Genomic DNA, 14,668 nt, shown 5'->3' with positions numbered 1-14,668 from the left:
AAAGAATTCCCTCTGTTACGTGCTGCGGCAGGTCAGCCGATCTGGATCATCACTTTGCCAGCCTCGACCTTCACCGGATAGGTCGCGAGATCGACGCACACTGGTGCGCCCTTGGCGGCACCAGTCTTGTAGTTGAAGCGGCCATTGTGCTTGGGACATTCGATGATGTCGTCCATCACCAGCCCGTCAGCCAGATGCGCCTTCTCATGCGTGCAGTAGCCGTCGGTGGCGAAGAATTCGTCATCCGGGCTGCGATAGATGGCGAAGGTGCGACCGCCATGGTCGAAGCGGATGACGTCTTCTTCCTCGACATCATCGACGCCACACGCTTCAACCCAGCCGGCCATCTGGTTCTCCCCTATTCCGCTGCCGCCGGGACGGTCAGCGCATGGAATTCGTCGCGGTACGGCCGTGCCGTCGGCGGCAATTCGCGCTTGAGAAAATAGTCCTCGTACTGGAGCTGTTTGATCAGTACCGGGCAGACCTCGCGATAAGCATGCCACATCGAAGGGTTCGGTTCCGGCAGATCACGCTTGATCAACTCATGCAGCTTCGGCAGCGCATGATAGGGCACCATCGGAAACATGTGATGTTCGACGTGGTAGTTCATGTTCCAATAGATGAAACGGCTGATCGGGTTCATGTAAACGGTGCGCGTGTTCAGCCGATGATCGGTGACATTGTCAGCCAGCCCGATATGCTGCAGCAGGCCGGTCAGCACCATGTGCCAGCTGCCGTAGAGGCGCGGCAGGCCGATCAGCACCAGCGGCAGGAACGACCAGAGGTAGAGCGCCAGCGCAATCGCAGCGAGATAGATAGCGATCTGCCAGCGCGCGGCGATGACCGCCTTGTGCTGCTCCATCTCCGGCACGAAGCTTTTCTCGTCCGGCGAGAGTTTGCCGAACGCATTGCGCACCAGCGTCGGCAGCGAATAGCGGAAATCGAGGGCGCCGGTGAAGGCAAGTGCGGCGCGCAACAGGTCCGGCGGACGCATCACCGCGATCTCGGCGTCGCGGCCAACGATGATCGTGTCGGTGTGATGTCGGGCATGGCTCCAGCGCCAGGTGACCGGATTGCGCATCAGCATGAAGCTCGCGATCTGGTAGACGACGTCGTTCATCCAGCGGGTGCGGAAGGCTGTGCCGTGGCCGCATTCGTGCCAGCGCGAGTCGCTGGAGGAGCCGTAGAGCACACCGTAGACGCAGAAGAACGGCACGCACCACCATGAACCCCAAAACCAGATGCCGCCGGCAGCCGAGCCCAATATGGCGGCGATCCAGATGAGGGTGTCGCGGATCGCCGGCATATCGGAGCGTTGCATCAGCTCCTTCATAGTCTTGCGCGGCACGTCCGTGTGATACCACTCGGCGGAGGCCAGCCCGGTCTCGATCGCGATCCGCGTGCTTTCACCGACCAGGCTGTAGTCGCGCTTTGTCTTGACTGTCGCCATCGTCGCCTCCCGTGCGGTCCTCAAAGGCCGTTGGCGCGGAATTTTCCATCGAGGAATGTCTTGGCGCGTGGCACGTCGTCCTCGGTCAGATGCTCGATGATGACCGGGATGTTCGGGTGCTTTTCGCTGAGCCGCTTGAGATAAAGATCATAATTGAGCGAACCGAGGCCGGGCGCCGGCAATTCGATCTCGCCGACGCCGCGAAAGGTGAGGCCTTCCGAAGCATCGTCATCGCCAATGTCGGCGTGCTTCTCCGACTTGTCGCTGCCGGAGCGCTTGACATCCTTGGCATGCGCGATCCTGATCTTGTCGGTCAGCGTGTCGAACACCTGGTTCAGCACCTGGTCCATGCGGTCGATATTGTGCGCCTCGAAATAATTGGTCGGATCCATAAGCAGGCCAAGACCAGGATGGTCGACCTGCGCGAACATCTTGACCGTTTCCTCGACTGAGCCGACGACATTGTTGACATAAGTTTCGAGAAGGAAGACCGCGCCATGGTCATAGGCCGTCTGGGCAAGGTCGGAGATCGCCTTACGGCATTCCTCGAATCCTTCCTCAGTCTTGTTCCTGGGGTGGTGCACCCAATCGGATTCCGTGTTGTAGGTGCCTGTTTCCGAGATCACGTAAGGAGAGCCGAATTCGCGCGCGTTGCGGATGATCTCCTTGAGATAGCCGACGCGCTTGTCGCGCTCGACCTTGTCCGGGTGGATGATGTTGGTGTAGCCGGAAATGCAGCAGACCGGCAGATTGTGGTCGCGGAACGTATCCCGCACAGTCCTCGCCTTATCCTTGGTGATCTGCCCAGCCGAGAGGTCGATATCCCTGAAATGCAGATCGAGTTGTACCGTGTTGAAATCGAGCGCGCGAATGCGCCTGGCCGCCTCTTCGGGGCCATAGGGAAAATAGCCGGTGAAGATACCCGCCTGCATCATGATGTGAACTCCTCCGGGTAAGCGATTCAGCCGCCACGCAATTCGGCGGCCAGATGTTCAGTCGATCGATATCTCGGACAGCTTGACCGTGCGGCCCTCCGCCATGGAGCGGTAGCCGGCCTCGACCAGCGCCATGGTCTTGACGTTGTCGGCGACGGACAGCGCCGGTGGAGTGCCCGTCTTCACCGCGTGCTGCAACTGTTCCATCACACCAATGAAGGCGTGCGGGAACCACATCGTGTCCCAGTTGGGACTGACCCATTCGCCGCCCGTCGTCTCGGTCGAGGCATAGGTCAGCGTCGAAGCCACGCCCGTCGGCCAGCCGATGGTGCCCTTGGCGACACCCTTGGTGCCGTCTACACGCCAGTTGATGTGCTGGTCGTCCTTGTAGCCCTCCTTCCGGGGACCGGACCAGACATCCTCCAGCGACACGGCGAGCACGCCGGACGGGAAGCGCAACGTTGACACGGTGATACCGTCGGAATGGTCGAATTTCGTGCGCGGATCCTTGCGCGTCAGCGTCGTGATCTCTTGCGGATCGCCGAAAAGGAAACGCAGCACGTCGAGATGATGCACGCTCATGTTGGCGAGCGTCAGCCGGTCATAGTCGGCAAGAAAAGTCTGCCAGTGCGGGATCGCATGCATGTCGATCTGCGCGAAGACGATGTCGCCCAGCGCGCCACTATCGATGATTTGTTTCAGCACGCGCATCGACTGGTCGTAGCGCATGTTCTGGTTGATCGAGAGGATCTTGCCGGACCCGGCCGCTTCGTTGCGCAGCCTGACCGCTTCTTCGACCGACAGCGCCAATGGCTTCTGCGCCAGGATCGCCTTGATGTGCTTCTGCTTCAGCGCATGGCGGATCAACGCCGGTTGCTGGTCGGGCGGAAAGGCAAGATCGACGATCTCGACCCGGTCGTCCTCGATCAGCTGTTCCGGCGTCTCATGAACGGTTGGGATGCCCCAGCGCCCGGCCACTTTTTCGGCGCTGGCTTTCGTACGCGAAGCGATCGCGACCACCGGGAAGCCGGCCTTTTCATAGGCGGCGAGATGGCATTCGGCCATGATCATGCCGGCACCGACGCAGCCAATCCGGTATTCCCTGGTGCGAATCTTCGCATCCGGCTCGAAATCCGTGCCTGCCATCCATTCCTCCCGTGGAGGACTGGATATAACGCGATGGCCTGCGCCTCGGCCAAGGCCGACACCATCATTTCCCATCATGGGGTGTGACGACCGAACCATTCAGACCAGGAATGACGAAGGCCGCGCTGACAAGCGCGCGCCGTCTGTCGAAGTGGCAACGCGAGGCAGCACTTCCAGCCACTCAGTCTGGGCGTCTCCCAATGCTGACGATCGCCCGGCCATCCGCGCCGAGGGCGATCGCTATCCGGTCGCCGGAGGCGACACCGGAAATGTCGCACACCACCAGCGGCATGCTGATGTCGTAGAGGAATTCGGCGACGATGGTGCCCACGGCAACGATCGGGTCCGGACGCTCCAGGAGAATACCGGCAGGCGCCGTGCCCCTGCGGATCGCCTCTGCCAGAACCGAGGATGAGGAGGACGAGCCACGCCCGCTCGGCATCACCAGGATCTTGCCGGTGATATTCTGGCCGAGACCGGGATGCGAATGGTCAATGATGTCGCCAGTCTCGGCGTCGACGCCGCCCCAGAAGCTGAGCGGCTGCGAAAACACCAGCGCCTGGCCCTCGGCCTCACCGGCCAGTTGGAAGGTGCCGAACCGCTCGACGGGCCTCGTTTCCGCCGATTGCGTCATGACGCACTCCGCACGACATGTCCGACTGCAGCCGAGCGGATGCAATCCCGCATGTCGGCGAAGGCCACGGACACGCCGATATTGCCCGGCGCGTAATGCGCCCATTTGCCGGAATTGGTCATCACCACGCCGTCTAGGCGCTTGAGGATCGAGGTGACATAGGTGCAGGTGTCGGCGACCGGGATCAAGCCGAACCCCTCCATGCCTGCCAGCGCGCCCTCCTCCTGCAATCGCGTCAGCGTCGCGCGACCGGTGTTGACATAGATCGGGATACGCCTGGCCGGCGCGATCTCGCGCACCATCGGCAACAGACGCATCCATTCGTCATGGGAAAAGTGCGGCGTGCCCAGTGACACGGCCGCCAGCGGCGCACCATCAGGCACGGTCGATAGCCTGGCCAGCGCGTGATCGATGTCGGCGCGACTGATGCGGATCGAAGCCTCTGGCGCATGGCCTTGGAACGCCTCATCGAGCGTCTTCGCTTCTGGCGTAATGCCGACCGCATGGAACAGCGCCACCGCGCCGGTGGTTGCCGCCGCAGCACCCAGCGCCTTCAGTTGGTCCTCGTCACGCGGTTGTGGCAGGCCGGCGATCACCGGAATCTGATCGCCGCTCGCCTGCCCGATGAACAGCCCGACGCCGACGAACAGGCTGTCGCTCGGCTCCGGCTCAGGAACGGCCAGGTCGAACAGGATGCGGCCGCGCCGGTTCTCGCTCAGATGCAGGCCCCAGGCCGGTGCACGCGCGGTCATGGCGCAGCAAAGGTCGATGAAATCGCCATAACGGTTGGTGCGCGCGCCGATAACCGAATTGGCAAAGACGATGGCATTGGATTCACCCCAGGCGATCTGCTCGCCGAAGCCCGGCCGGAACCGCGTCTGGTAGGGTGCGCAGGTGAACGTCGCCTGGCAGCCGAGTTCGAGATGCGCCTTCATCAGACGCCGCGCCGGCGCTTCCTCCGCCGCCGGCATCTTCACAATGCCGGGATGGATGAGATCGAACGAACCGACATTGAGCGTCGTCGGCACCCGGACACGGCCACCGCCCTCGACCAGCCGTTCGACGAAATCGAGCCCGGCCTTGCCGTGGTAAAGGCAGCCATCGATATGGGCGCCGGCAATATCGAGCAGGCTGCCGGCTCCAACTGCATTGGAAAACGCGACCAGGATTTTCATCGCAGCGGCTGCCGACTGGCCCTGCTCGCCATCGAGCATCGACTGGTCCCGCCCACTCAGTTCCAAGGTCATCGCCACTCCGGACTCTTGCCCGGCTATGCTGTCCCTGATTGCGAACGGTCTGGCAAGACCCGTTGCAGATCTCAGCCCGCAGCGATCAGCACCGTGCTCTCCGGCGACCAGCGCAGCACCACGTCCTGGCCCTCCGACAGCCGCTCGATGCCGGTGTTCTGCACAATGACCTTCAGCGTCTGGCCGGCACGGTCGACGAAGTACGTGCTGTTGTTGCCGGCGAAGATGCGCTTGGAAACCTGGCCCTTGAGCACGTTCGTGTCGGTGGCATTGGAAACCCCGGCATCGGTGGCAATGCGGATGCGTTCAGGCCGCACGGCGCAGCTCGCCTTGGCGCCGACAGCAAGGGTCGCGCCCGCGCCCGCGGCAATCGCGGTGCCGTCCGCCAGGCGGATGCCGCTGCCCGTCGTGTCGCCGCGAAAGATATTGGCGTCACCGAGGAAAGTGGCGGCGAACTCGCTCTTTGGCCGGTCATAAATTTCCTCCGGCGGCCCTTCCTGCACCAGCCTGCCGTCGCGCAAGATGCCGATGCGGTCGCTCATCGTCAGCGCCTCTTCCTGATCGTGGGTGACGAAGATGGTGGTGATGCCGATCTCGCGCTGGATGCGCTTCAGTTCGATCTGCATGTCGACGCGCAGCGCCTTGTCGAGCGCGCCAAGCGGCTCATCGAGCAGCAGCACGCGCGGCTTGGTGACGATGGCCCGTGCCAATGCCACCCGCTGGCGCTGACCGCCCGACAGCTGGTGCGGGCGCCGGCCGCCGAGCTTGCCGAGTTGCACGAGATCGAGCGCACGCTGCACCTCGGCGACAATCACCGCCTTGGCCTCGCCGCGAACCGACAGGCCGAAGGCGACATTGTCGGCAACGCTCATATTGGGAAACAGCGCATAGTTCTGGAACACCATGCCGATGCGGCGCTTCTCGACCGGCACCCGCTCGACGCTCTCGCCGCCAATGGCAATGCGGCCGGAATCGGGAAAGTCGAACCCCGCGATCTGGCGCAGCAGCGTGGTCTTGCCACTGCCCGACGGCCCAAGCAGCGCATAGAAGCCGCCATCGGCGAAATCGATGGAGACATCGTCCAGCGCCTTGTGCGCGCCGAAGCTGCGCGAGACGTTCGATACCTGTACGCCGGCCATTATTTCTCTCCGCCGAATTTGAAGAAGCGCGCCGTGAGCAGCATCAGTGCCATCGACACGACAATGATGATCGTCGAGACCGCGTTGATCTCGGGCGTGAAGCCCTTGCGGATCGCGGCGTAGATTTCGACCGGCAGCGTCGTCTGGCCCGGCGTCGCCAGGAAATAGGACACCACGAACTGGTCGAACGAGACGGCGAAGGCGAACAGCCCACCGGCAATGACGCCGGGCATGATCCACGGCAGCGTGACACGCCACGTCACTTGCCACTGGTTGGCGCCGAGCGAGCGCGCCGCCTCTTCCAGTTCCGGCGCGAAGGTCTGCAGCCGAGCCGAAACGACGACGATGACATATGGCAGCGCCAGCGCCACATGGCCAAGCAGGATGGCATGCAGGCCGCGGCCGATGCCGACGCCGAAGAAGAAGATCAGCATCGCCGTGCCGGTGATCAGCCAAGGAATGGCGATCGGCGGGAAAAGCAGCGCCTGCAGGAATTTCTTGCCGCGAAATTCATAACGATAGAGCGCCAGCGACGCCGCCGAGCCAAGCACCGTGCAGACGATGGTGGTGATGACGGCGATCTCGACGCTGTTCCAGGTGGCGGCAATCAGTTGATCGTTCTGCCACAGCGATGCGTACCACTCCGTCGTCCATTCGAACGGCAATTGGTAGAAGGGCGAAACGTTGAACGACATCAGCGCCATGATGATGATCGGCAAATAGAGGAAGGCCAGCAGGAGCCAGATGTAAAGGCGGCCAAGCCATTCGAGGATGCGGGTTGTCGCCATCACGCGGCCCTCTTGAGTACTGGCGAGGCAGCCGCCAGGATCACCAGGACGACGGCCAGCAGGATGAAGGAGAGCGCCGCACCGAGCGGCCAGTTGAACACGGCGACGAACTGGTCCTCGATGACCGTGCCGTAGAAGGTGCCTGTGCGGCCGCCGAGGATGCGTGGCTCCATGAACGAGCCGACAACCGGCACGAAGATGAGCGCAGCGCCGGCCACCAATCCGGGCATCGACAGCGGAATGATCACGCGCTTCAGCACCTGTAGCCGCGAGGCGCCGAGCGAGCGCCCGGCCTCGATCAGCGAGTCGTCGATCGCCTGCAGCGTCAGGTAGCAGGTCAACACCATGTAGGGCACATAGGAATGCACCAGCCCGATGATCACGGCCGGATAGGAATACATGAGGTCGATATTGATCTTGAACGGCAGCACGGCGTTGAGCGCCGTATCGAGGATGCCGCCTTCGCGCAGCACCATCGCCCAGGAGAAGATGCGCACTAGGCCGTTCGACCAGAACGGCAGGATGACGAGCAGGAAGATCGCCTCGCGGCTGCGGCCCTTCAGCACCTTGGCCAGCACGTAAGCCGCGGGATAGCCGATGACGATGCTCCACAGCGTCACTTCGAGGCCGAGCCGCAGCGAGGCGAGCAGCAGTGTCAGATAGAGGCTCTGCGAGAAGAAGGCGGCATAGTTTCCGAGCGTGAACGCCCACGGCTTCCCCGACAGCGGCAGCTCGGTCATGAACGAGAAGAAGACCATGGCCGAGAGCGGCAGGAAGATCGCCAACGTCAGCCAGAGATAGGCCGGCGCCAGCAGCGGCAATGCCGATCTCAGCCCGCTTCGCGACGCTGTCGCAGCTGCCATGATACCCTCCTCCCCAGGATTGAAAGAACCAGCCGGCGCGAACTGCCGGCTGGCCCGGATGTCGGCTCTATTTCACGTCGACCTTGAGCTGCTGCCACAGCGCCAGATAGGCTTCGCGCTGCGCGTCGGTTATCGGCGCCTGGAACTGGATGCGCTTGGCCACTTCGGGGTCCCCCATCACCTTGCGGTTGAAGGCATCCTCGGGCAGCGCTTCCACCGCCTTCGTGTTGGCCGAGACCGGAGCGCCGACCTTGGTGACCCATTCGACATAGAATTTCGGGTCGATCATGTAGTTGATGAAGGCCTCGGCGCCGGCGACGTTCTTGGCGCCGACCGGAATGGAAAAGGCATCGAGCCAGGCGACGGCGCCTTCCTGCGGCACGACGAGCGAGACCGGGAGCTTGAAATGCGTCTTGGCGCGGTCGGCAGAACCGCTCCAGTAGGTGCCGATGTCGATCTGGTTGGAGGCGACCATCTGGTTCCAGTCGTTCTCCGAACTCCAGAAGGTCTTGATCTGCGGCATCAGCGAGGTGAGCTTCGTCTTGACCGCATCCATATCCTTGATGTCGTTGATGTTCTGGCCGGTGGCGATGGCGCCGAACTGCACCGCCTCGACGGCGTCGTCACGAATGACGACGCGGCCCTTGTGGGCGGCATCCCACATCGCGGCGATGCTGGTCGGTGGCTTGTCGAAGGATTTCTCGTTGATGGCGAGCGCTGTCAGTCCCCACACCCATGGCACGCCATAGACCTTGCCGTCATGGACAAGCATCGGCGATCCCGCCTTGTCCTTGCTGATGTCGGCGTAGTTCGGCAACTTGGACGTATCGATCGGCTGGATCAGCTTTCCGTCCATCGCCTGGTCGTTGAAGGCGGCATTGATCATGACGACGTCATAGAGGCCGGGATTGGTCCGGATCTTGGTCAGCATTTCCTGTTCGGAATTGAAGAAGTCGTTGATGACCTTGTTGCCGGTGGCCTTTTCGAAAGCCTCGACGGCCCACGGCTCGTCGGTTCCGTAGCCCTTCCAGTTGAGCACATGCACTTCGTCGGCCTTGGCGGCAAACGCAAGTGCGGAGGTAAATACGGCGGTCGCCGTCAAAAGAGCAGTCAAGTCAGGCATGCGCATGGTTGGTTCCTCTCTGTGTTTGCCCGCTTCCCGGGCTTGTCAGGCTTTCTGGCAGTTATGCATTGGCCTTCTGTGTCCGGCCCTGTGCGCCCGACGGGTCCGCGGCATGGCTCAGGAATGTCTGGATCTCGTGATCGGTCGGCGCCGAAGAACCGCCATGGCGGGTCACCGAAACCGCCGCCGCTGCATTGGCATAGCGCGCTGCCTCGAAAGGCGGGATGCCGCGCGACAGCGCGCTGACGAAGGCGCCGATATGTGTGTCGCCGGCGCCGTTGGTGTCGATGGCGGAAACTTTGAAGCTGGCAACGGTCTGCACCGAGCCGTCGGCCCGCCGTACGTGACAGCCATTGGCCCCGGCGCGGATGATCACGCCCGCTGCCTTCGGGCAATGGACTTCCAGCAACCGCGCGGCAACCGTTTCAACGTCGCCCGGACCGGCAATCTCGACCGCTTCCGTCGCGTTGCAGCTTAGCCATGTGGTGCGGGCCAGCACCCGTGACAGGATGAGGCGCGGAATGTCCGATATCACCGGCGTCGGATCGAAGACGAAGGGAGTGTCCGCCGGCAGTGTTTCGATCCAGTCGGTGAGCACGTCACGGCTTGCGGGGTAGCTCAGCGTGTAGCCGGAGGTGAACACCCAGTCACCCGGTGTGACCAAGACGGGCGCCATCATGTCGAGGCTGAGCACGCTCTCAGCACCTGGCCACGACACGAAGGTGCGTTCGGCGTCGCTCGAGATCATGGCGACGCAATTACCGCTATCCATCAAGGGCGATGGCGGCGTCAGCGTCTCGATGCCCTCGTTGGCGAAAGCGGCCCGCAGGAAGTCGCCGTTCGGTCCACTGCCGAGCTGGCCGCCGAACACCACCTTCATGCCGGTACGGCTGGCCGCTACCATCATGTTGAAGCCGCCGCCGGCGACCTGGGCGAAGCTCGATGCGGTCTTCTCCGTGCCGGGCGCCGGCAAGGCATCGATGCGGTAGACATAGTCGACCACGGCACTGCCGATATGGACGAGGCGCCCGCTCATGCCGCCGCGTCCTTGCCGGAACCTTTTTTCGCCACCCTTGCCGCCATGAGATCGGAGGCAAGGGCGCGAACCTCCGACATGTCGATGCCAACAAGCCTGGCGATATGCTGCTGCGGCAATCGGGAAAAGCCGGTGCAGGCTCCCGCCATGCCGGCAGCGATGGCGCCGATCGTGTCGGTGTCACCGCCGAGATTGGCGCTGATGACGGCCGCTTGCCACGGATCGCCGCCGGCGACATCCAGCACCGCGAAGGCGGCCGGAACCGATTCCTGGCTGGCGACGCCGGTGCCGACCAGATCGGTGATCAGCCGGATCGCATCCTTCATCACCTTGCCACGCACGATATCCTGCGCCCAGACGATGCGCGCGGCGATGTCGCCGCCGGTTACCCAATGGCCGAGCGTGGCCCCGCGCCTTGCTGCCGCAACGGCGCTGTCGGATGCGGCGCGCCAGCCACCGCCGGCGACGCCACGGCTGACGGCGGCAGCGACTGCGGCGGCCGAAGCAATGGCGATCGAAGTGTTGTGCGTCGCCTGGCAGGTCTCCGCCACCTTGGCGACCAGCGCGTCGAGCGGCTCCAGCGGCATCATGATGCCGACCGGCGCAATGCGCATCGCCGCACCATTGGTGTCGCCGCCGCGCCCTGCTTCCTCCGCCGGCACGCCATTGTTTATGGCATCGATGGCGCGCTTGGTCGACGGTCCCAGCAGATCGTAGCTGCCGCGCGCCTTGACCTCGCGCTCCCAGTCGAGCAGTGCGTTGACCCAGCGCGCATGGTCGAAACGGTCACCGGACTCCACAAGGATGCGGCCAAGCAGCAGTGCCTGCTCGGTGTCGTCGGTGACGGTGCCGGCCAGCAGCCCTTTCGACACCGGATGGTCGGCAACCGGGGCGACGAAATCGTCGACATGGCCATAAAGCTCGGCGATCCGGGCCGGCGACAGGAGTTGCGTCGGCATGCCCAGCGCATCGCCAATCGCCCCGCCGACAAGTGCGCCCATGGCGCGGTCGATCGCCTTGCTGGCTGCATCCGACATCGCTCAGAACCTCATATGCAGCGCGAAATGCGCCGGGTTGAGCAGGCTGGTGACATACTCGATCGGCCGCTCGTCGGCGGCGCGGGTCAACCGCCGGCCGCGCAGGAACGGCGAGCCTTGCGGACAACCGAGGATGGCGGCATCCTCGGCATTGAGCATCTCGATTTCGACCCATTCCTCACCATGGTCAGGAATGAGCCCCGCGTCGCGCAGCGTCTGGTGCAGCGAACCCTCGCGCAGGCCGCGCAGCGGCACGTCCTCCAGTTCCGGCGACAGCGGCAGCCGGCTGCGTTCGATGGAAATGGCATGGCCGTCGCTGGCGTTGGTGCGAACCCGGTCGACGGCGATGAAAAACGGGCTCTCAATGCCAAGCCAGGCAGCCAGGTCTGCGTCCTCGATCACCTCCAGTCGCAGCGTCCGCGTCTCGGCATTGGCGCCGGCATTGGCCAGCGCCCGCGACCAGCCGACCGCGTCGTCGACCGGCATGCCGTCAAAGGTGACGAACGAGCCGATGCCGACCTTGGTGGTGATCAGCCCGCGGCTGGACAGTTCCTCGAGGCCCTTACGAATCGTGTTGCGGCTGACGGAGAAGCGCTGGACCAGCTCGTTCTCGCTTTGCAGGCGGTCGCCGAAGCCGAGCACGCCGGAGCGGATTTCATGCTCCAGAACAGTGGCGATCTGCTCGGGCTTGCCCGTGCCGGGAGACAGTTGAACCGCGCGCCGCTTCATATGCGTACCTGTCTAGTGAACCTGTATAGTCCTGTTCAATATATGGACGTGGGTACCATGTCAACGGGATGCCGAAGGCAAGCCAAACGGCCAGCGAATGGTGCGGAAGTGTCTGCAAGGCGTCGGCGGGCCGGGCAGCATGAACCCGAAAAGCTGATCGTGATCGCCGAAAACACCGCAATCAATCAAGAGGATAGAGCCAAGTCTTGATTCAATTTTGGCCGGACGGCATCGACATCTCACGGGGTTCAACGAGGATATCCGCTTCGATTGCGGCGCTAATGAACGCCGCTCGTGCCGCCGAGGCTTCCTTCCTTCCCTCAAGCACGGCCAGGCAGACCTTACGGGCTGCCATGTGCCTTTGCCCCGAGCGCAATCCTCACCGGCTCATCGAAACGCTGGTCCTGCACCACGCCACCTCCCGAAATCGAACGTGCCGACCTAGTTCCTTGTAGTGTGATAGATTTCCTGAGGAAGGTGCAAGATGTCCGATTCCCAAGGCCAGAAAAGTCCCAGACTGATTGTCGTGGTCGCGTTCGACCGCGGCGATGACGGCGAGTTGTTTCCGGCCTTCGGCCCTGCCGACCAGCAGAGCGAGGACCGTGCCATACGCACGGCCAGGGCGCTGGCGGCAAAACATGTCGGCGTCATCGCCTGGAGCCGCGAGGCCGACCCGACACTTGGCGAGTACGGTCCGCCGAACACCCTGTTCGTCAGCGGCGACGTGCCTGACATGGAGTAATCGATCGGCCCCGGCCCCTGGCCCGAACTCGATGTCGGCGGCAAGCCGGTTTCCTAGACCGCCAAGCAAAAGCCCGCCACGGGCGAACCGGAGCGGGCCTTGGAGGAGGACAAGGGGTGGGACCCTTTCCTCTTGTTTCCACGGGGGGTGTGGACCGCGATCACCTTACAAAGTTTTCCAAACAAGCCGGATCACAAGCCGGCTTGCGAAGTTCACATTCCGGTGCGCGCCGAAATCGATGCGGTCACGGGATTGCGATCGGTTCGGCAAGCAAGCGGCTAGATCCGCCCGAGCACGACAAGCACGATGATGATGAGCAGCACGAGCCCCAGACCGCCGCCGCCATAGTAACCGGTGCCATAGAATGGACCGCCACCGAGGCCACTGAAGCCCCCAAGCAGCGCTAAGACAAGAATAATGATTAGTATGGTTCCCAAGCTCATGGTCTTCCCGCTCCCTTTTGTGCGCTTCTGCGCCAGCTGAACACTGCGCCATTCGCGTGTTGCCGAGATGTAAACGCTCTCGACGCAATGGCGTTCCGCCGCCGCAGCGACGACGGACGCCCGGGAACAATCATGCAGGTGTGCGGAAAGCCCGCCGGGATGGCGGGCTTTCCGACCGGACGGACGCCAGGAGAGTGCGGTTAAAGCCTCACGGCCAGTCCGCTCCCGGCGCTCTTGGCGTCAGCGACGTGCGATCAAAAGGCACAGTTGGCGCAGGTCGCGGTCGTAGTCCCCGGAACTGCCGAGGACATCGACGCAGCGCCTCTTCAACCGTGCCACTTGACTGTCCGACATGTCGGCGACGACACCCGGCAGGTTCGGATGTCCCAAAGTACGCGGTGTTCCGAAGTTGCCCAGGTTCCCTGTTGTGCCCGGATTACCGGGATTGCTCGGGTTGATTGAACCAACGCCTCCGCCAACGCCGACGCCGACTCCACCCGTTCCACCAACACTGGCGCCGAGGTCGGCAGTGATGCCGCCAGCCCCGCCGACATCGGCGCCGGCACCGGCATTGATGCCGTTGCTGCCGCCTACGGAAGCACCGAGGCCTGCGTTGACGCCTCCAGTGCCGCCGACCGACGCACCGGTACCAGCATTGACGCCTTTGCTACCGCCTACGGAAGCGCCGAGGCCCGCACTGACGCCGCCGCCGACCGACGCACCGACGCCGGCATTGACGCCGCCGCTACCGCCTACGGAAGCGCCGAGGCCCGCACTGACGCCGCCGCCGACCGACGCACCGACGCCGGCATTGACGCCGCCGCTACCGCCCACCGAGGCGCCTGCGCCAAGACCGAGCCCTGCAGTATACGCTGGCAGCGAAAGAACGAAGACTACCGCACCACTTGCCAACACACTGGCGACTGTTTTGATCGAAAAAGTCATAACACTCTCCCTGTTGCCGTTGAGATAAGGCAGTCAGCCAGAGGCCGATTGCGAATTAACCTACGCAGGGAGTGAACTTAAGTTTCACAAAGCGCTTCGCCAGCGCGATTGATGGTGTTAATTTTTGAAATTGTAAAAGTATAAAAATAATAAAATTGACGTACAATCTTCGTGATAACGATGTGAAGCGGATCGTTATGATCGATATGTATTTCGAAGTTTGTTAAGAATCGATTTTTATGGAATTTGTTCGAGGCGGCGCCAGGCCAGAGACCGCATGAACTTTTTGGTCAGGCCGCCGCGATGGGTCCCCGAGCCCGTCAGCGAAAGGTCCGCATCAAAACGCAACGCATTGGCGTCACGGCTGCCCCGATGACGTCAATTTGCGCCAGACAGGAATAGAAGGCGGGT

At 62.9% G+C, this 14,668-nt stretch carries 17 protein-coding genes; 1 reads left to right on the top strand and 16 read right to left on the bottom strand.

Annotated features, from left to right (window positions below; translation table 11 throughout):
* Nucleotides 1–32 precede the first annotated feature (32 nt).
* The 14 genes from AC1DYW_RS16325 to AC1DYW_RS16260 form a co-directional block, all read right to left on the bottom strand.
* Nucleotides 33–347, bottom strand: a complete 315-nt coding sequence (locus tag AC1DYW_RS16325) for a MocE family 2Fe-2S type ferredoxin (protein WP_477226916.1) — start codon at nucleotides 345–347, stop codon at nucleotides 33–35.
* A gap of 11 nt (nucleotides 348–358) precedes the next feature.
* Nucleotides 359–1,450, bottom strand: a complete 1,092-nt coding sequence (locus AC1DYW_RS16320; protein WP_477226915.1) for a fatty acid desaturase family protein — start codon at nucleotides 1,448–1,450, stop codon at nucleotides 359–361.
* 20 nt (nucleotides 1,451–1,470) lie between these two features.
* Nucleotides 1,471–2,385, bottom strand: a complete 915-nt coding sequence (locus tag AC1DYW_RS16315; protein ID WP_477226914.1) for a sugar phosphate isomerase/epimerase family protein — start codon at nucleotides 2,383–2,385, stop codon at nucleotides 1,471–1,473.
* A gap of 57 nt (nucleotides 2,386–2,442) precedes the next feature.
* Nucleotides 2,443–3,531 (bottom strand): Gfo/Idh/MocA family protein, encoded by a 1,089-nt coding sequence (locus tag AC1DYW_RS16310; protein ID WP_477226913.1) that lies wholly within the window; start codon nucleotides 3,529–3,531, stop codon nucleotides 2,443–2,445.
* A gap of 181 nt (nucleotides 3,532–3,712) precedes the next feature.
* The gene (locus tag AC1DYW_RS16305) at nucleotides 3,713–4,165 is read right to left on the bottom strand and encodes an aconitase X swivel domain-containing protein (RefSeq protein ID WP_477226912.1); all 453 of its coding nucleotides are present in this window, start codon (nucleotides 4,163–4,165) and stop codon (nucleotides 3,713–3,715) included.
* Nucleotides 4,162–5,412: an aconitase X gene (locus AC1DYW_RS16300; protein ID WP_477226911.1), complete on the bottom strand. Its 1,251-nt coding sequence runs from the start codon at nucleotides 5,410–5,412 to the stop codon at nucleotides 4,162–4,164. Before AC1DYW_RS16300 ends, AC1DYW_RS16305 begins: the two co-directional genes overlap by 4 nt.
* A 71-nt stretch (nucleotides 5,413–5,483) precedes the next feature.
* A complete protein-coding gene (locus tag AC1DYW_RS16295) occupies nucleotides 5,484–6,551 on the bottom strand; it encodes an ABC transporter ATP-binding protein (protein ID WP_477226910.1) in 1,068 nt (355 codons plus the stop codon).
* A complete protein-coding gene (locus tag AC1DYW_RS16290; RefSeq protein ID WP_477227088.1) occupies nucleotides 6,551–7,339 on the bottom strand; it encodes an ABC transporter permease in 789 nt (262 codons plus the stop codon). Before AC1DYW_RS16290 ends, AC1DYW_RS16295 begins: the two co-directional genes overlap by 1 nt.
* Nucleotides 7,339–8,202: an ABC transporter permease gene (locus tag AC1DYW_RS16285; RefSeq protein WP_477226909.1), complete on the bottom strand. Its 864-nt coding sequence runs from the start codon at nucleotides 8,200–8,202 to the stop codon at nucleotides 7,339–7,341. The genes AC1DYW_RS16290 and AC1DYW_RS16285 overlap by 1 nt, the downstream gene beginning before the upstream one ends.
* A gap of 67 nt (nucleotides 8,203–8,269) precedes the next feature.
* On the bottom strand, nucleotides 8,270–9,331 hold the full coding sequence (locus AC1DYW_RS16280) for an ABC transporter substrate-binding protein (protein ID WP_477226908.1): 1,062 nt from the start codon (nucleotides 9,329–9,331) through the stop codon (nucleotides 8,270–8,272).
* Between the two features lie 55 nt (nucleotides 9,332–9,386).
* Nucleotides 9,387–10,361 carry a PfkB family carbohydrate kinase gene (locus AC1DYW_RS16275; protein ID WP_477226907.1) on the bottom strand — a complete coding sequence of 325 codons (975 nt, stop codon included), beginning with the start codon at nucleotides 10,359–10,361 and terminating at the stop codon, nucleotides 9,387–9,389.
* Nucleotides 10,358–11,398: an ADP-ribosylglycohydrolase family protein gene (locus AC1DYW_RS16270; protein WP_477226906.1), complete on the bottom strand. Its 1,041-nt coding sequence runs from the start codon at nucleotides 11,396–11,398 to the stop codon at nucleotides 10,358–10,360. Before AC1DYW_RS16270 ends, AC1DYW_RS16275 begins: the two co-directional genes overlap by 4 nt.
* 3 nt (nucleotides 11,399–11,401) lie before the next feature.
* A complete protein-coding gene (locus AC1DYW_RS16265) occupies nucleotides 11,402–12,127 on the bottom strand; it encodes a GntR family transcriptional regulator (RefSeq protein ID WP_457151264.1) in 726 nt (241 codons plus the stop codon).
* Between the two features lie 211 nt (nucleotides 12,128–12,338).
* Nucleotides 12,339–12,482 (bottom strand): DUF982 domain-containing protein, encoded by a 144-nt coding sequence (locus AC1DYW_RS16260; RefSeq protein WP_477226905.1) that lies wholly within the window; start codon nucleotides 12,480–12,482, stop codon nucleotides 12,339–12,341.
* 129 nt (nucleotides 12,483–12,611) lie between these two features.
* Here AC1DYW_RS16260 and AC1DYW_RS16255 point away from each other — a divergent pair, with 129 nt between their 5' ends.
* Complete coding sequence (locus AC1DYW_RS16255; protein ID WP_457151265.1) at nucleotides 12,612–12,869, top strand: hypothetical protein; 258 nt, start codon at nucleotides 12,612–12,614, stop codon at nucleotides 12,867–12,869.
* A gap of 278 nt (nucleotides 12,870–13,147) precedes the next feature.
* Here the strand turns inward: AC1DYW_RS16255 and AC1DYW_RS16250 are convergent, their stop codons facing one another.
* Together AC1DYW_RS16250 and AC1DYW_RS16245 are read right to left on the bottom strand one after the other, a co-directional pair.
* Nucleotides 13,148–13,312, bottom strand: a complete 165-nt coding sequence (locus AC1DYW_RS16250) for a DUF3309 family protein (protein ID WP_457151266.1) — start codon at nucleotides 13,310–13,312, stop codon at nucleotides 13,148–13,150.
* A 240-nt stretch (nucleotides 13,313–13,552) separates the two neighbouring features.
* Nucleotides 13,553–14,257 carry a hypothetical protein gene (locus AC1DYW_RS16245; protein ID WP_477226904.1) on the bottom strand — a complete coding sequence of 235 codons (705 nt, stop codon included), beginning with the start codon at nucleotides 14,255–14,257 and terminating at the stop codon, nucleotides 13,553–13,555.
* Between the last annotated feature and the right edge of the window lie 411 nt (nucleotides 14,258–14,668).

The sequence above is a fragment of the Mesorhizobium sp. P2_D5 genome, assembly GCF_056404355.1.
This window is presented reverse-complemented; position numbering and strand designations above follow the sequence as displayed.